This is a genomic window from Ectopseudomonas oleovorans (assembly GCF_029845265.1).
Classification (GTDB): Bacteria; Pseudomonadota; Gammaproteobacteria; order Pseudomonadales; family Pseudomonadaceae; genus Aquipseudomonas; species Aquipseudomonas oleovorans.
The window spans coordinates 14,361-31,347 of record NZ_JAOCLK010000018.1; the positions used below are offsets into that span (position 1 = coordinate 14,361).

Here is a 16,987-nt window from a genome sequence, read left to right on the forward strand (position 1 = left end):
CACTGCAGTATAGCCAGCAATCCCAACCACAACGGCAGGCAGCCATGAACGCCTTCCGCCCCGGTTGGCTGCCCAGCCTGCTGGTCGCCCTGTTGCTGCCGGGCCTGCTCTGGCTGGGTTTCTGGCAATTGCAGCGCGGCGAGGAGAAGCGCCAACTACTGGCCAGCTTCGAGGCTCGGCGGCAGGCCGAGCCGATCAGCCTCGAGCAGCTCGAACCCCTGCGTGACCCCGCCTATCGCCGCGTCCAGCTGCGTGGTTTCTTCGACAGCGAGCACAGCCTGCTGCTCGATAGCCGTATCCGTGATGGCCATGCCGGTGTCGAGTTGCTGCAGCCTTTCTACGATCAGTCCAGCGGTCTCTGGGTGTTGCTCAATCGCGGCTGGCTGCCTTGGCCGGATCGGCGCACAGCGCCGCCTTTCGATAGTCCTGACGGCGTGCTGCAACTCACTGCCTGGGTCTATGTCGCGCCTTCTGGCGGTTTGAATCTACGCTCCGGTGCGGCGACCGAAGGCTGGCCGCGACTGATCACGCAGGTCGAGGCCGCCAGTCTCTGGCGCCAGCTGGGTCGTGGTGGTCTGCCTTTCGAGGTGCGTCTGGAGCCCGGGCCTGCCAGTTATCGCGTCGATTGGCCAATCGTGGCGATGAGCCCCAGCAAACATCTTGGCTATGCGGTGCAATGGTTCTCTCTGGCTGCGGCACTGCTTGGTCTGTTCATTTATCTCGGAATTCACAATGCACGGGAGCGTCGTCATGAACCCAGCCATCGCCATGCCTGAAACGCCGCGCAAGGGGCGCGGTCGCCTGCAGCTTCTGCTGATTCTGGCCATTGCCATCGGCCCGATGTTCCTGGCCAGCGCCATGTACCAGTGGCGCTTCTGGGTGCCGGAGACGCGCAGCTACCACGGTGTGCTGATCGGCGATGGGCGCACCCTTGCCGACCTGGGCGTGCAGGGGGTGGTCGAGCCGCGCTGGCAGATCCTGGTGACGGCGCCGGGGACGTGCGGGGCCGACTGCCAGCAACTGGTTTACCTGGCCCGGCAGATCCAGATCGGTCTAAACCGCGAGACCTCGCGCGCCGGTCATGGCCTGGCGCTGGCCGAGCCGCTGCCAGCCGACTATGACGCCACACTCAAGCGCGAGTACCCGCAACTCGGTCGTTATCAGCTGGATCTGCAAGCCTATGCCAGGGCCGCCGAGGCCGCGCCGGGCGCACAACTGTGGCTGGTCGACCCGCACGGCAACCTGGTGCTGCGCTACCCGGCCGGCAGCAGGGGCAAGGCCATTCTCGATGATCTGCGCTACCTGCTGAAAATTTCCCTGATCGGTTGACGGCGCACGCTGCCCCGAGAGGCAGAGCACCGGCCCAGAGCCCAAGGAGTCGACATGCACAAGCCCGGTTACCGTCTAGCGTTGTTCGCCACCCTCCTGACCGTGGTGGTGGTGCTGCTAGGTGCCTACACCCGCCTGACCCATGCCGGCCTGGGCTGCCCGGACTGGCCCGGCTGTTATGGCTTTCTCGGCGTGCCGATGAGCGAGCACAAGCAGGCCATCGCCGAGGCACGCTTCCCCGATGCCCCGGTGGAAGTCGCCAAGGGCTGGTACGAGATGATCCATCGCTACTTCGCCGGCGCCCTGGGCCTGGTGATTCTCGTCATCGCGGCCCAGGCCGTGCGCCGCCGCGCCGAGCCAGCCCAGCCGCTCAAGCTGCCGCTGGCGATTCTGGCGCTGGTGATCCTGCAGGGCGCATTCGGCATGTGGACCGTCACCCTGCAACTGTGGCCGCAGGTGGTCACCGCGCACCTGCTCGGCGGTTTCGCCACGCTCAGCCTGCTGACCTTGCTCACGCTGCGCCTGTCCGGACGCTTCGCCCCGCTGCAGTTGCCGGCACGCCTGCGCACATTGGCGGCAGCGTGTCTGCTATTGGTTATCGGGCAGATCGCCCTCGGCGGCTGGGTCAGCTCCAACTATGCGGCCGTGGCCTGCGTCGACCTGCCCACCTGTCACGGTGAGTGGTGGCCGGCGATGGATTTTGGCAAGGGCTTTCACCTGACCCAGCACATCGGCCCCAACTACCTGGGCGGGCAGCTCGACAGTGACGCGCGCACCGCCATTCACATGAGCCACCGCATCGGCGCGCTGCTGGTCACGCTGGCGCTGCTGGTGCTGGCCTGGCGGCTGCATGTGGCCGGGCTGTCGCGCCTGGCTGGCCTGCTGCTGCTGGCGCTGGCCGTGCAGGTGGGCCTGGGTATCAGCAACGTGATCTTCCACCTGCCGCTGCTGGTGGCGGTGGCGCACAACGCCGGCGGCGCGGCCCTGCTGCTGAGCATGGTGCTGATCAACTATCGCCTGCGCACGGCAGGTGAGCGCAGGCATGCCGTGCACACGCTCACCGATGCCCACGCGGCTCTGTCTTCCAACGGCCTGCTGCAGGCCGGTAAATAACGAATCAGGGAGAAATGCCATGGCGACCATCCTGCAAGCCCATGCCGAACCTGCCACCTGGCGCGATTATCTGGAGCTGACCAAACCTCGGGTGGTGCTGCTGATGCTGATCACCTCGCTGGTCGGCATGTTTCTCGCTACCCGTGCCGGGGTGCCCTGGACGGTGCTGCTGTTCGGCAACCTCGGCATCGGTCTGTGCGCCGGCGCGGCGGCGGCGGTCAACCATGTGGTGGATCGACGGATCGACTCGATCATGGCGCGCACGCACAAACGTCCGGTCACCGCCGGGCGTGTCTCGCCGGTGGCGGCGTTGACCTTCGCGCTGCTGCTGGCCATCGCCGGCATGAGCCTGCTGCTGCTGTTCACCAATGAGTTGGCTGCCTGGCTGACCCTGGCCTCATTGCTCGGCTATGCGGTGATCTACACCGGCTTTCTCAAGCGTGCCACGCCGCAGAACATCGTTATCGGTGGCCTGGCTGGCGCCGCGCCGCCGCTGCTGGGCTGGGTCGCCGTCACCGGACACCTGAGTGCCGAGCCGCTGCTGCTGGTGCTGATCATCTTCGCCTGGACGCCGCCGCACTTCTGGGCCCTGGCCATCCACCGCAAGGCCGAATACGCCAAGGCCGACATCCCCATGCTGCCGGTGACCCACGGCGAGCACTACACCAAGGTGCACATCCTGCTCTACACCCTGGTGATGTTCGCGGTAACCCTGCTGCCCTACGCCATCCACATGAGCGGGCCGCTGTACCTGGCCTGCGCCGTGCTGCTGGGCGGGCGCTTCCTGCATTGGGCCTGGGTGCTGTACCGTGACAGCAAACCGCACGCGGCGATCAACACCTTCAAGTACAGTATCTGGTATCTGTTCCTGCTGTTTATCGCGCTGCTGGCGGACCATTACCTGCTGCTGAATATCTAAGGTTTTTCATGACGCGTACCCATACCACCGTTTTCGTTCTTGTCGCCATCGTCGCCCTGGTGCTGGGGCTGACCGTCAACAAGGTACTGAGCAGCAAGGGCCAGGGCGACCCGGCCGCGCTGCTCGACGCCGGCATCGTCCTGCTGCCGCAGAACCGCAGCCTGCCAGCTCTGAAGTTGGTCGATCAGGATGGCAAGGAAGTCGCGGTTGATCAGCTCAAGGGCGACTGGAAGCTGTTGTTCTTCGGCTACACCTTCTGCCCGGATATCTGCCCGGCCACCCTCGCCCAACTGCGCCAGTTGCAGACCCAACTGCCGGAAGAAACCCGCGCGCGACTCGAGGTGGTGATGGTCAGCGTCGATCCGCATCGCGATACGCCGGAGCAGCTGAGCAAGTACCTGGGCTTCTTCAATGCCGGCTTCAAGGGGCTGACCGGCGAAGAGGAAACCCTGCAGAAGTTCGCCAACTCGGTGAGCATTCCCTACATTCCGGCGGATACCAGCAAGGAAAACTACACCGTCGACCACAGCGGCAACCTGGTGATCATCGGCCCGGATGGTACCCAGCGCGGTTTCATCCGCGCGCCGATCAACAACACCAAGCTGGCTGAGCAACTTCCCGGACTGGTTTCGGGTAGCTGATCCGCTGGGGGGCGCCTACGCACCACCATCACCCAGGTTGCATGGCACAGCATTTCCCGGATTTCATCCTGGCTACGGACGCCGGCGCGTAGGGTGGGTTAGCGGCGCAATGCCTCGGACGCGTATACGCAGCTGTACTTGGCGCGCCGCGTAACCCACCAGGCGATGGATGGCGTTGCGCCGACGGTGGGTGACGCCGCTGCAGGCACAGCGGGCGTCTCAAACGGCGTGACAGGTGGTCAACCCGCCCACGAAACGCGTCGATCCCGCTACAGCGCGAACGGCAGTGGCAGGTTGATCTGCTGACGTTGTGCCAGGCGCCGCTGGAATTCGCCCGGATCATGAATCAGCACTTCCTGCCCGGCGAACGACTCGGCGGCGATCAGGCGCGACAGCCAGAAACGCACGCAAGCCACGCGCAGCATGGTCGGCCACAGCTGGGCCTCGGCAGCGCTGAAGGGCCGCAGCGCCGCATAAGCGCCGAGCAGCGCGCGGGCACGAGCGCCATCGAGGCTGCCGTCTTCGTGCGAGCACCAGTCATTGAGGGTGATGGCCAGGTCGTAGAGCATCGGCCCGGAGCAGGCGTTGTAGAAGTCGATCACCCCGGCCAGGTGGTTGCCGTCGAACAGCACGTTGTCGCGGAACAGGTCGGCATGCAGGTTGGCACGCGGCAGGGCGAGGATGCGCGGTTTCAGCTCGGCGATCTCGGCCAGCGCATCACGCAGTAGCGGTAACGCCTGTTCATCAAGCTTCAGCGCCTGACTCGGGCCTTCGGCGAGCATCCAGTCCAGGCCGCGGTCGCTGCGACGCTCCACCGGCTGTTCGCGAGTCGCCAGGTGGATGCGGGCCAGCAGGCTACCCACTTCCTGACAGTGATGCGCGTTGGCCTCGCGCACATGCTTGCCGGACAGCCGGGGCTGCAGCAGCGCCGGTTTCTCCGCCAGGCGGCGCAGCGCCTCGCCATCCTGCGTGCGCAGGGCATAGGGCACCGGCAGGCCGGCATCGTGCAGTACGTCGAGCAGCTCGATGAAGAACGGCAGGTCGGCCACCGGCCCGCGTTCGACCAGGGTCAGAACGTACTCACCCTGCTCCAGGCTGACGAAGAAGTTGCTGTTTTCGCTGCCCGCAGCAATGCCCTGGAAATCGCGCAACCGACCAAGCCCATAGGGCGCCAGGAAGACTTCGAGCTCATGACGCTCCAGGGGGGTGAATACCGACATATCAGACCTTAATGACTTACCAGCTAAAGATTTCCCAGGACGGGATCAGCATGTCCGGATCGTCCGAACGTACGAAGTTGCCGTCGCTGCCATCGGCGCGAACGAGAAAGTAGGGTTTACCGTTCTTCGGGATCACCTTGATGGCGTAGAGGAAGCCATTGACCCGGTATTCCTGAATGGTGCGGTCGCCATCCTGGCGAATGGTCACGTCGGGATCGGCGGAAACCGGATCCTCGGCTTGAGCGGCAAGCGGAAGACAGGCCATAAGGCCGACCAGCAACAGGCGATTAAGCGTACCCATGATAATCTTGCTCCTTTGTTTTTCACCGATGCAGCCATTCTACCGCTGCGCCCGCCGAAAAGGTTGATCCCGCGCATGAGCCAAGCCCCCCTCGTTCTGGTCGACGGTTCCTCGTACCTGTACCGCGCCTTCCACGCCCTGCCGCCGCTGACCACTTCCAAGGGCATGCCCACCGGAGCGGTAAAAGGCGTGCTGAACATGCTCAGGAGCCTGCGCAAACAGTACCCGAACAGCCCCTTCGCCGTGGTCTTCGACGCCAAGGGCGGCACCTTTCGCGACGAGCTGTTCGCCGAGTACAAGGCCAATCGCCCGTCCATGCCGGACGAGTTGCGCGTCCAGGTTGAGCCGCTGCATGCCAGCGTGCGCGCCCTGGGGTTGCCGCTGCTGTGCGTCGAAGGCGTTGAAGCTGACGACGTGATCGGCACCCTGGCGCGCCAGGCGGCGGGGGAAAAGCGCGACGTGGTGATCTCCACCGGCGACAAGGACATGGCGCAGCTGGTCTGCCCGCACGTTACGCTGGTCAACACCATGACCGGAAGCGTCTATGACGAAGGTGGCGTGAAAGAGAAATTCGGTGTCGGCCCTGAGCTGATCATCGACTATCTGGCCCTGATGGGCGACAAGGTCGACAACATCCCCGGCGTGCCCGGCGTCGGCGAGAAGACCGCCCTCGGTCTGCTGGTCGGCATTGGCGGCGGTCTCGATATGCTCTACGCCAACCTCGACAAGGTCCCTGAGCTGCCGATCCGCGGCGCTAAGAACCTGCCGGCCAAGCTCGAAGAACACCGCGAGATGGCCTACCTGTCGTATCAACTGGCGACCATCAAGACCGACGTGCCGCTGAATATCGAGATCGAGTCGCTACATCCCGGCGAACCGGATCAGGCCGCGCTGGTGGAGCTTTACGGCGAACTGGAATTCAAGAACTGGCTGGACGACCTGCTGCGGCAGAACAAGTCACTGGCGGCCAAGACTGCTGCGCCGGCTGAAGATCTGTTCGCCGAACCGACTGACGCAGCCGCCGAAGATGCCGCTGAACCCGCACCGGCAAGCACCGGTGATTACCAGCTTGTGCTGGAACAGGCGCAGTTCGATGCCTGGCTGAAGAAACTGGAGCAGGCAGAGCTGATCGCCTTCGACAGTGAGACCACCAGCATCGACGCCCAGCAGGCGCAACTGGTCGGCCTGTCCTTCGCGGTCAAGGCCGGTGAAGCGGCCTATATCCCGCTGGCGCACTCCTACATGGGCGTGCCGCAGCAGCTCGACCGCGATGCGGTGCTCAAGGCGCTTAAGCCGATTCTCGAGGATCCGGCCAAGGCCAAGGTCGGCCAGCACGCCAAGTACGACATCAACGTCCTGGCCAATGCCAGCACACCGATCATGGTGCAGGGTGTGGCCTTTGACACCATGCTCGAATCCTATGTGCTGGACTCCACCGCCACCCGCCACGACATGGACAGCCTGGCGCTGAAGTACCTGAACCACAGCACCATTCGTTTCGAGGACATCGCCGGCAAGGGCGCCAAGCAACTGACCTTCGACCAGATCGCTCTGGAGCAGGCCGGCCCCTACGCCGCCGAAGATGCCGACGTGACCTTGCGTCTGCATCAGGAGCTTTGGGGACGCCTCGAAGCCGTGCCCTCCTTGGCCAAGGTGCTGCGCGAAATCGAGATCCCGCTGGTGCCGGTGCTGGCGCGTATCGAGCGCAACGGCGCACTGGTCGACGCCAAGCTGCTTGGCGAGCAAAGTGTCGAGCTGGGCGAAAAACTGGTGGAGCTGGAGCGCAAGGCGTTCGAGATCGCCGGTGAGGAATTCAATCTGGCCTCACCCAAGCAACTCGGCGTGATCCTCTACGAAAAACTCGGCTACCCGGTGATCAGCAAGACTGCCAAGGGCCAGCCCTCCACCGCCGAAGCGGTACTGGCGGAACTGGCCGAGCAAGATTTCGAGCTGCCCAAGGTGCTGATGCAGTACCGCAGCTTGAGCAAGCTCAAGAGCACCTACACCGACAAGTTGCCGGAGCAGATCAACCCGCGCACGGGGCGTATCCATACCAGCTATCACCAGGCGGTCGCCGCTACTGGCCGCCTGTCGTCGAGCGACCCGAACCTGCAGAACATCCCGATCCGCACCGCCGAAGGCCGGCGCATCCGCCAGGCTTTCGTGGCGCCCAAGGGCTACAAGCTGATGGCGGCGGACTACTCGCAGATCGAGCTGCGCATCATGGCTCATCTGGCCAAGGACAAAGGTCTGCTCGATGCCTTCCACCATGACCTGGACGTGCACAGGGCCACTGCTGCCGAGGTGTTTGGTGTGGCACTGGAAGAGGTGACCAGCGACCAGCGGCGCAAGGCCAAGGCCATCAACTTCGGCCTGATCTACGGCATGAGCGCCTTCGGCCTGGCCAAGCAGATCGATGTCGAACGCAAGGAGGCGCAGGCCTACATCGACCGCTACTTCGCCCGTTACCCGGGGGTGCTGACCTACATGGAAAGCACCCGCGCGCAGGCCGCCGAGCAGGGTTATGTGGAGACGGTCTACGGCCGGCGCCTGTACCTGCCGGAAATCCACGCGCAGAACCAGGCCATGCGCAAGGGCGCCGAGCGCGCGGCGATCAACGCACCGATGCAGGGCACGGCGGCGGACATCATCAAGCGCGCCATGATCGCCGTGGATGGTTGGCTGCAGGACAGCGGCATCGACGCCCGCATCATCCTGCAGGTGCACGACGAACTGGTACTGGAAGTGCGTGAGGAACTGATCGACGAGGTCAGCGCCAAACTCAAGAGCCTGATGAGTGGTGCCGCCGACTTGGACGTACCGCTGTTGGTGGAAGTCGGTGTCGGCGCCAACTGGGACGAAGCGCATTAAGCCCCGTCGCCGCGGCGTAAAGCCGCGGCCGCTCTAGATTTTGGGTTTCAGGGAATCAAAAGGCGCTTTCTTATTGCAAATGGTTTTTAAGGCGGCGATGAACTTTCTGTAAACCCACCCGGTCAGAGTTCATGAATGGCCGTTAAGCCCTTCAATGCTCCTTTGTTGTGTTAAGTGTTGGCAGACATCTGAACCCCGCCCTAGCGGTTCAGACCTTGAACCCCGAACTTCTCCCTCCCCATACGAAGCTCGGGGTTTTTTTTGCCCAAAAAAAGCTGCCGCTAGCGGCATTCTGATGACCCTCTCCCATTTATGGGAGAGGGTGCCCGAAGGGCGGGAGAGGGTTTATCCGGCGATGCCGAGCGTCGCCTGAACCACCCTCTCCCCAGCCCTCTCCCATAAATGGGAGAGGGAGCAGACCGTGCATGCCGGGTGTGCGTCGCACCCTACTCCTGTTCCTCATCCTCTTGCGGCAATAGATCCAACCAACCGGCCAGTACCATCTGCGCTTCTTCCACGCCCATACGCTTAGGCGCCGAGAACAACTGGATGCTGATGCCCTCGCCCCACTGCTTGTGAATTTCCTGGCGCACCTTAAGCAAAGTGGTCTTCGCTGCGCCGAAAGCCAGTTTGTCGGCCTTGGTCAGCAGGATATGCAGCGGCATGCCACTGGCTACCGACCAGTCCAGCATCATACAGTCGAACTCGGTCAGCGGATGGCGGATATCCATCATCAACACCAGACCGCTCAAACTCTCGCGGCTGCCCAGATACGCTTCCAGATGTTTCTGCCAGTGCTGTTTGAGCGGGATCGGTACCTTGGCATAACCGTAACCGGGCAGGTCGACCAGGCGACGCTCGTCGTCCAGGCGGAAGAAGTTGAGCAACTGCGTACGTCCCGGTGTTTTCGAGGTGCGCGCCAGGCTGGCGTGGGTAAGGGTGTTGAGCGCGCTCGACTTGCCAGCGTTGGAGCGGCCGGCGAATGCCACCTCCAGGCCGCTGTCCTCGGGGCACTGGTCGACCTTGGCGGCACTGATGAGGAAGCTGGCCTGCTGGCACAGACCGATGATGGGATTTTTCGGGAGCATGGGGGTATCCGGTGGATGCCTCGATTCCTGTTCAGTGGTTCGAGGGCTTGCGACATTTCCGCGCACCTGCTGCACTCCAGAGGGAGCGGCAGGTGGCGTCGTTTCCGTTTCAGTGCTGCCAGTATATAATGCCGCAGATTTTGTGTGCGCTTTGTCCCACCCGCAGGAACCCAATTGCCGGGAGCGATTACATCTCTGCTCGATAGAAAGCAGGACGCTCCCAACCCTGATGAGGTTGATCTGATGAAGAAAATGCTGCTCGCCGCTACCCTCATGACCCTGTCCTTGAGTGGCCATGCTGCACAGGATGCGCAAGCTGTGTATGACCGTTCCTGTGGTGTATGCCACAACGGCCAGATTCCCACGGCGCCCAAGAAGGGCGACAAGGCCGCATGGGAGCCGCGTCTGGCCAAGGGCATGGATACACTGGTGCAGAGTGTCACCAATGGTTTGAATGCCATGCCGCCGCGCGGCCTGTGCATGGACTGCTCGGCCGAGGATTACCAGGCGGTCATCAAGCTGATGACCGAGTGAGTAAGCCCGCTCGATAACCCTTTCTCTCTTAGCCGTAATTGGATTAGCTGATGAACAAAGTACTCGTGAGTCTGCTGTTGACCTTGGGCCTCACTGGCGTGGCACAGGCTGCTGGCGATGCCGAAGCCGGTCAGGGCAAAGTCGCTGTCTGTGCTGCCTGCCATGGCGCCGATGGCAACAGCCCTGCACCAAACTTCCCCAAGCTGGCCGGTCAGGGCGAGCGTTACTTGCTCAAGCAGCTGCACGACATCAAGTCCGGTGCCCGTCCGGTGATCGAGATGACCGGCATGCTGGATAACCTCAGCGATCAGGACATGGCTGACATCGCCGCTTACTTCGCCAGTCAGAAGATGAGCGTTGGTGCTGCCGATCCCAAGCTGGTCGAGCGTGGTGAGGCGCTGTTCCGTGGCGGCAAACTGGAAGAAGGGATGCCGGCCTGCATTGGTTGCCATGCGCCTAACGGTGCCGGTCTTGCCGCCGCTGGTTACCCGCACCTGGGTGGTCAGCATGCGCAGTACACCGCCAAGCAACTGACCGATTTCCGTGAAGGCAACCGCACCAACGATGGCGACGCGATGATCATGCGGTCCATTGCGGCCAAGCTGAGCAACAAGGATATTGAAGCCGTGTCCAGCTTCATCCAGGGTCTGCACTGATAATTTGCTGCGCGTCGGCCCTGCGGCGTCAGAAACAGGATCGGAAGCCGCTTGCGGCTAAACCCCTTCAGGGCGGATCCGGAGGGGCGAACGGAGCGAGTCATGCGGATGTACAAAAGTACAGTCGCCCGCGACTCCGACCGTTCCTCTCCTGTTTCTTCCTTGCCGGGCTCTAGCTCGCGAAATTCTCAAAAGACCAAGGGCTTGTTGCTTTTGGCAAGACAAAGGGTGGCTGCGGCCTAATGCTGATCAGATAAGTTCGTCACCATCCCCTCCTACTTGCAGTAGAGGGGGCGCTTTTCGTAGGAGCCAGCTTGCTGGCGATGCTTTTTATGGCGGATCGCCGGCAAGCCGGCTCCTACAAAAATCGAGTGCAACGGCTTAACTGACTGGCATTAGGCTGCGGCCGCCCTTTTTCGTATGTGCCATGGCTACAATGGGCGGAACCGGCCCAGCGGTAGCGAGTCATAGTCTCAAATCGCCACTTAGGGCGACGCTTATCCAGTTGAGGAGTACCCCCATGCGTAACCTGATTTTTGGCGCCGCTCTGGCGATCAGCGGCCTGTTCGGCCTTAGTGCCCATGCCGAACCGGTAGCCGGCCAGCAGTATGTCGAGCTGAAGAGCCCGGTGCCGGTGTCCAAGCCTGGCAAGGTCGAAGTGGTGGCGCTGTTCTGGTACGGCTGCCCGCACTGCTATCAGTTCGAAGCGACTCTCAACCCCTGGGTCGAGAAGCTGCCGGACGACGTCAATTTCGTCCGCGTGCCGGCGCTGTTCGGTGGCATCTGGAACGTGCATGGCCAGGCGTTCATCACCCTGGAAAGCATGAAGGTCGAGCACAAGGTGCATGACGCCGTGTTTAACGCCATCCACCAGGAGAAGAAGAAGCTGGCCTCGGCTGAAGAGTTCGCTGACTTCGTCGCCACCCAGGGTGTCGATCGCGAAGCCTTCCTCAAGACCTTCAATTCCTTCGCCGTCAAAGGTCAGATGGAAAAGGCCAAGAAACTGGCCATGGCTTACCAGATCACTGGCGTACCGGTGATGGTCGTCGGCGGCAAGTATCGCTTCGACCTGGGCTCTGCCGGTGGCCCGCAGCAGACGCTGGAAGTCGCCGATCACCTGATCGCCAAGGAGCGTGCCGCGCTTTAAGCGGCCGCAGGCGCGAAGTATGTTGCGCCGCTGGCGAAAGACACGCGCGGTTGGTCTGTGCGACCCACAGATCAACCCGCACTGCTCGCCCCATGCCGACTGGCCAGCTGACGGCCTGCTGCGCTTGCTCAGCTTCAATGTTCAGGTCGGCATCAATACCCAGCGTTATCACCACTACCTGACGCGCAGTTGGCAGCATCTGTTGCCTCATGCCGGGCGTGCCGGCAATCTTCAGCGCATCGGTGATCTGCTCGCCGATTTCGATCTGGTGGCGTTGCAGGAAGTCGATGGCGGCAGCCTGCGCTCGGGTTATATCAATCAGGTCGAGTACCTGGCCCAGCAGGGCGCCTTTCCCTTCTGGTACCAACAGCTCAATCGCAATCTCGGGCGCCTCGCCCAGCACAGCAACGGCGTACTCAGCCGCTTGCGTCCCACCTTGCTGGAGGATCATCCACTGCCTGGGCCGCCTGGGCGCGGTGCGATCTTTCTGCGGCTGGGAGAGGGCGAGCACGCACTGGGGGTGGTGATGATGCACCTGGCCCTGGGTGCTCGTACCCGCACCCGGCAACTGGCCTATATCCGTGAGCGGGTCAGCGAGTTTCGCCATCTGGTGCTGATGGGCGACATGAATACCCATGCCGTCGACCTGCTGGAAAATTCGCCGCTGCGCGATCTTGGCCTGCTCGCGCCGCAGGTTGAGGCGACTTTCCCCAGCTGGCGCCCGCAGCGCTGTCTCGACCATATCCTGCTCAGCTCGGAGCTTGAACTGGGGCGTGTCGACGTGCTCAGCCAGCCAATCTCCGATCACCTGCCGGTAGCCGTGGAAATTCGCCTGCCGGCAGCACAGAATGCTGCGCAACTGCCTATGCTGAAAACGCCATCTCCCGAGTAAGCCGTATGAGCGATGACGCGCAACGCTGGAAAGACAAGTACCTGAGCAGCCTTGAGCAGCAGGAAAAGCTCGAGCGCCGTTGGGAGCTGCGCCTGGATCTGCTGCGCCGTGGCCTGGTGCGCAGCAGTCTGGCGGCCGAGGGTGCGGACAAGGCGGTTGATCAGTGCATGCAGGAAATGCGCGAAATCCTGCGCCGCGATGATATGGACGCCGCGCTCGGCGGGCTGATCCCGCGTCTGGAAAAGGCCGTGGTGGATTCCGAGCAGCGCCGTCAGCAGCGTGCCGGTGAAGCGGCTATGGCCCTGGCCGGGCTGATCGAGCAACTGCAACGTCTGCAGCCGCCGCGTGAAGTACGCAAGGCGCTCAAGTCCCTCGGCAAGCAACTGCAGGATGCCACCAGTCATCAGTATCTGTTGCCGGCTCTGCTCAGCCAGCTTAGCAATCTGCAAAGACAGGCGCTGACCGTGCTGCAAAGCCCGGTTCAGGAACAGCCCGGGTTGTTGCAGCGGCTGTTCGGTACACGCACCGAGAGCAGCGACGACGAGCAGAGCAACGCGCAGGCGGCGGATGATGTCGCTGAGCCGGCTTCTACCCCGGAGACCTCGGCGCCCGCAGCGCTGGCGCCGGTCAGTCAGTCGCCTGCCAGTGCCGCTGTGCTGACTCGCGAGCCGGCTCTGCGCCCGTTACCTGACGCCCCTCCTGTGCTCGACAGTTTGCCGCTGCCGCCTGGTCTGTTGCCGCAGCAGGAGCCGGGTGACAGCCCGTTTTCCCTGCCAAGCAGTGAGCCTGGGTACAGTGCGGTCGCCCCGCACATCGCCGGCAGCTTGCGCAAGCTGCTGGATGAGCTCGAGCTGCCGGCGCGCCACCAGCCGCAAGGCGAAGCCCTGCGCCTGCGCCTGCAAGGCAACCTCAACTGGTATGAGCTGGTGCCGGTGCTCGATGACCTGGCCGTGCTGGTGTTGGCGGTCAGTGACAGCGGTCAGCGTGAGTTTGCCGGTTATCTCAAGCAGCTCAACGAGCGCCTGGCCGTCTTTATCGGCACACTCAATGCCGCCAGCGAGGGTTACAGCGCATCGCTGGAAAGTACGCGCAGCTTCAACCAGCAACTGCGTGATCAGGTCAGTGACCTGCAAAGCAGCGTGCAGGAAGCATCCGATCTGGAATCCCTCAAACAGGCGCTGGAGCAGCGTCTGGAAGGCCTGTTGCAGAGTGTCAGCAATCATCAGCGCCAGCGCGACAGCAGTGAAGCAGAGGTGGCCGAGCGTCTGCAGGGGCTGGTCAGGCGTGTCGCCGAGATGGCGCAGGAGGCGCAGCAGTTCCGCGAGCATATTGAGGAGCAGCGGCATAAATCCTTGCTCGACCCGCTTACCGGGCTGCCCAACCGTGCGGCCTGGATCGAGCGGCTGGAGCTGGAAGTTGCTCGGCGCCAGCGCTATGGCGGGCAGTTGCTGCTGGCGGCGCTGGATATCGATCACTTCAAGCGCATCAACGATGGCTATGGTCACCTGGCCGGTGATCGGGTGCTGAAGATCATCGCCGGCGAGCTCAGCAAGCGTTTGCGCAAGACCGACTTCATGGCCCGCTTCGGTGGCGAGGAGTTCGTTCTGCTGATTCCGGCAACGCCATTGGCGGGTGGCGTGCAACTGCTGGAAACCCTGCGCGCGGCAATCGAGGCCTGCCCGTTCCATTTCAAGGGCGAGCCGGTGACCATTACCCTTTCTGCCGGTATCGCCGAGTTTCGCGATGGCGAAACGCCCGAAGCGGCCTTCGAACGTGCCGATCAGGCGCTGTATCGCGCCAAGGGCGCTGGGCGTAACCGCATCGAACAGGCCTGAGCGCCCGGCTGCGGTTCGCCATCAACTCCCCTGCGCGCTCAGGTCGTTCCCATGACCGTCGCTGCGTTTTCGGTCATTAAGATTTCACGCCGGCTGAAAATGCCGAGTCCCATACGCGTGCGACTCGCGAGGTGACCCCCGCAGGCTCTAGACTATGTCCACCTGCCAGCGGAGATACCCATGGACATTTTCAGCATCGCCGTGCTGATCTTTTTGGTCACCGACCCATTTGGCAATATCGCCATCTACATCGCCGCGCTGAAGAACGTCGAGCCGCGTCGCCGCCTGTGGATCGCCGCGCGCGAGCTGCTGTTCGCCCTTGCCCTGCTGCTGCTGTTCCTCACCTTTGGTGACAAATTCCTCAGCAGCCTCGGGCTGTCACGCGAGGCAACGGCGATTGCCGGCGCTATCATCCTGTTCGTCATCGCCATGCGCCTGATTTTCCCCAGCCCGCAAGGCCTGCTCGGTGATGTACCGGACGGTGAGCCGATACTGGTGCCGCTGGCTACACCGGCGGTCGCCGGGCCTTCGGCCCTGGCGGTGCTGATGACCCTGCGCAACACCCACACCGGACCGCTCTGGGAACTTTACCTGGCGCTGATCCTGGCCTGGGCGGCGACGGCATTCATCCTGTTGCAGGCGTCATTCCTGCAGCGTTTTCTCGGTAACCGCGGGTTGATGGCGGTGGAACGATTGATGGGCATGCTGCTGATCATGCTCAGCGTCGACATGCTGCTGGATAACCTGAAGAGCGTATTCGGTCACGCATGAAATCTCTTTGCCTTGCCCTTGCCCTCGTTCTGCTTGCCGGTTGTAGCGCTGGCTTGCGTATCGATGACAGCCACACCGCGACGGGCCAGAACAGCCGCGTGCAGTACGTCGTGCTGCATTACACCTCCGCTGATCTGCAGCGTTCGCTCGAGCTGCTGACGCAGACCGAGGTGAGCAGCCACTACCTGATCGGCGATGCACCGCCGACCGTCTATCGTCTGGTCGATGAGAACCGTCGCGCCTGGCATGTCGGCGTCAGTGAGTGGAAGGGCCGCACCTGGCTCAATAGCACCACGATCGGCATCGAGCTGGTCAACCAGGGCTACTACCAGACGCCGGCCGGGCGTTACTGGCAGCCGTTCTCGCCGCAGCAGATCGATACCCTGATCGTGCTGCTCAAGGACATCGTCCAGCGCCACCAACTGCCGTTGGGTTCGATCATCGCGCACAGTGATGTGGCGCCGCAGCGCAAGGTCGATCCGGGCCCGCTGTTCCCCTGGAAGCGTCTGGCCGACGAAGGGCTGGTCCCCTGGCCGAACGAGGATGCCGTAGCGCGCCAACAGGCGTTGTTCAGCACCAGCCTGCCCAGCGTGCAGTGGTTCCAGGAGCAATTGGCGCAGCAGGGCTACACGGTGCCGCAGCATGGCGAGCTGGACGAAGCGACACGCAACGTCATCGCCGCCTTTCAGATGAAGTATCGCCCGGCCAACTACGACGGCCAGCCGGACGCCGAAACTGCAGCGCGGTTACTGGTGCTCAATCTGCAGGCGGCAGGATAGAGCTCAGCTAGGCGTCGTGCCGATCAGCCGAGAGTCGGCCAGCGCTGCGCTGCGATGAACGGTGGCGGCCTGGTATTCGGGGTCCGCGAGCATGCTCAAAAAGGCTGCTGACGAGGGATAGCGCACCAGCAGAAGCAGATCCCACTGCTCTTGCTTCGGTGCGATCAAAGCCAGGTGGACGTCTGCCATCACCTGCACCTCACCACCCACCCCACGGACCTTGCTCAGCGCGGTGCGGCTGTAGCGCGCATAGGCTTCGCGCCCGCTGCATGGCGCATGGAGGCTGCCTGTGTCGTACGCAGCTTGGCTGTTGAAGCGCAGCAGATTGAGCATCAGGATCGGTGTATCGCTGGGCATGCGCTCGGCGAACGCCAGCAGATCCTCGCGGTTGGGGTTGATGCTGGGCATGCACGTTCCTCGGCTGGTGTTTTCCCTGAGCCTCACGCCTGAAGCCGAGTGCGGCAAGTACTATCGGTCCGCCTGATAGCCGATCATCTGCTCAGCATGGTGCTGCGCTAGGGGCTGTTGCCGTTTCGCGCTAATCATTTGATATATAAGAGCAAACTCGTATCGTTGAAGCTCTGATTCAACATCGATACGAGTTTGCAATGCCCCGATTATTGCTCAGTGATGAGCATTGGTCGAAGCTGCGGAAAATTCTGCTGCACAAGGCCATCTACAACAAGCGTGATCTACGAATGACCGTGGAGGGCATGCTGTACCGCATGCGCACGGGATGTCCCTGGAGAGATCTACCCGAAGCGTTCGGGAACTGGAATAAGGTCGGATAGTGCTAAGTCTGTGAGCAATACGCACACAAACTTGCCAGTCCGGTATCACTCACACTTCTCCCAGACCATCCGAAGTGCTTTCTCTCTGCCGCCCTCGAAC

At 62.7% G+C, this 16,987-nt stretch carries 17 protein-coding genes and 1 pseudogene; 14 read left to right on the top strand and 4 right to left on the bottom strand.

Annotated features, from left to right (window positions below; translation table 11 throughout):
- Positions 1–44: 44 nt before the first annotated feature.
- From N5J71_RS11340 to N5J71_RS11360, 5 genes are read left to right on the top strand one after another with little or no spacing between them, the layout of a single operon-like run.
- Positions 45–776: an SURF1 family protein gene (locus N5J71_RS11340; protein WP_257598276.1), complete on the top strand. Its 732-nt coding sequence runs from the start codon at positions 45–47 to the stop codon at positions 774–776.
- Entirely contained in the window at positions 751–1,329 is a 579-nt protein-coding gene (locus N5J71_RS11345; protein WP_279916860.1) for a PA_0111/PP_0108 family redox-active disulfide protein, read from the top strand. The genes N5J71_RS11340 and N5J71_RS11345 overlap by 26 nt, the downstream gene beginning before the upstream one ends.
- A gap of 54 nt (positions 1,330–1,383) precedes the next feature.
- A complete protein-coding gene (locus tag N5J71_RS11350) occupies positions 1,384–2,442 on the top strand; it encodes a COX15/CtaA family protein (RefSeq protein WP_257598274.1) in 1,059 nt (352 codons plus the stop codon).
- A gap of 19 nt (positions 2,443–2,461) precedes the next feature.
- Positions 2,462–3,361 carry a heme o synthase gene (cyoE, locus tag N5J71_RS11355; protein ID WP_257598273.1) on the top strand — a complete coding sequence of 300 codons (900 nt, stop codon included), beginning with the start codon at positions 2,462–2,464 and terminating at the stop codon, positions 3,359–3,361.
- A gap of 8 nt (positions 3,362–3,369) precedes the next feature.
- Positions 3,370–4,002, top strand: a complete 633-nt coding sequence (locus N5J71_RS11360) for an SCO family protein (protein ID WP_116617613.1) — start codon at positions 3,370–3,372, stop codon at positions 4,000–4,002.
- A gap of 269 nt (positions 4,003–4,271) precedes the next feature.
- Here the strand turns inward: N5J71_RS11360 and N5J71_RS11365 are convergent, their stop codons facing one another.
- Entirely contained in the window at positions 4,272–5,222 is a 951-nt protein-coding gene (locus N5J71_RS11365) for a homoserine kinase (RefSeq protein WP_004423025.1), read from the bottom strand.
- A gap of 16 nt (positions 5,223–5,238) precedes the next feature.
- Entirely contained in the window at positions 5,239–5,523 is a 285-nt protein-coding gene (locus N5J71_RS11370) for a DUF2782 domain-containing protein (RefSeq protein WP_045733646.1), read from the bottom strand.
- Between the two features lie 75 nt (positions 5,524–5,598).
- Here N5J71_RS11370 and polA point away from each other — a divergent pair, with 75 nt between their 5' ends.
- On the top strand, positions 5,599–8,394 hold the full coding sequence (polA, locus tag N5J71_RS11375; protein ID WP_279916861.1) for a DNA polymerase I: 2,796 nt from the start codon (positions 5,599–5,601) through the stop codon (positions 8,392–8,394).
- Positions 8,395–8,840: 446 nt separating this feature from the next.
- Here polA and yihA read toward each other — a convergent pair whose 3' ends face one another.
- Positions 8,841–9,482, bottom strand: a complete 642-nt coding sequence (gene yihA, locus N5J71_RS11380; protein ID WP_074857132.1) for a ribosome biogenesis GTP-binding protein YihA/YsxC — start codon at positions 9,480–9,482, stop codon at positions 8,841–8,843.
- 243 nt (positions 9,483–9,725) lie between these two features.
- On the opposite strand from yihA, the gene N5J71_RS11385 reads away from it, so the two are divergent.
- The 7 genes from N5J71_RS11385 (at position 9,726) to N5J71_RS11415 (ending at position 16,096) form a co-directional block, all read left to right on the top strand.
- Complete coding sequence (locus N5J71_RS11385; protein WP_279916862.1) at positions 9,726–10,016, top strand: c-type cytochrome; 291 nt, start codon at positions 9,726–9,728, stop codon at positions 10,014–10,016.
- A 50-nt stretch (positions 10,017–10,066) separates the two neighbouring features.
- Positions 10,067–10,672, top strand: a complete 606-nt coding sequence (locus N5J71_RS11390; RefSeq protein WP_074857130.1) for a c-type cytochrome — start codon at positions 10,067–10,069, stop codon at positions 10,670–10,672.
- A 520-nt stretch (positions 10,673–11,192) separates the two neighbouring features.
- Positions 11,193–11,819 (top strand): thiol:disulfide interchange protein DsbA/DsbL, encoded by a 627-nt coding sequence (locus N5J71_RS11395; protein WP_279916863.1) that lies wholly within the window; start codon positions 11,193–11,195, stop codon positions 11,817–11,819.
- A 19-nt stretch (positions 11,820–11,838) separates the two neighbouring features.
- Positions 11,839–12,711, top strand: a complete 873-nt coding sequence (locus tag N5J71_RS11400) for an endonuclease/exonuclease/phosphatase family protein (protein ID WP_108233496.1) — start codon at positions 11,839–11,841, stop codon at positions 12,709–12,711.
- Between the two features lie 5 nt (positions 12,712–12,716).
- Complete coding sequence (locus N5J71_RS11405; protein ID WP_279916864.1) at positions 12,717–14,546, top strand: GGDEF domain-containing protein; 1,830 nt, start codon at positions 12,717–12,719, stop codon at positions 14,544–14,546.
- Between the two features lie 180 nt (positions 14,547–14,726).
- Positions 14,727–15,317, top strand: coding sequence for a MarC family protein (locus N5J71_RS11410; RefSeq protein WP_279916865.1), 591 nt, complete (start codon positions 14,727–14,729; stop codon positions 15,315–15,317).
- Complete coding sequence (locus tag N5J71_RS11415) at positions 15,314–16,096, top strand: N-acetylmuramoyl-L-alanine amidase (RefSeq protein WP_279916866.1); 783 nt, start codon at positions 15,314–15,316, stop codon at positions 16,094–16,096. Before N5J71_RS11410 ends, N5J71_RS11415 begins: the two co-directional genes overlap by 4 nt.
- A gap of 3 nt (positions 16,097–16,099) precedes the next feature.
- On the opposite strand, the gene N5J71_RS11420 is transcribed toward N5J71_RS11415, so the two are convergent.
- The gene (locus N5J71_RS11420) at positions 16,100–16,504 is read right to left on the bottom strand and encodes a DUF1330 domain-containing protein (RefSeq protein WP_279871093.1); all 405 of its coding nucleotides are present in this window, start codon (positions 16,502–16,504) and stop codon (positions 16,100–16,102) included.
- A gap of 200 nt (positions 16,505–16,704) precedes the next feature.
- Between N5J71_RS11420 and N5J71_RS11425 the strand changes: the two are divergent.
- Positions 16,705–16,881: pseudogene (locus N5J71_RS11425) on the top strand (transposase); the annotation flags it as partial.
- Positions 16,882–16,987 lie beyond the last annotated feature (106 nt).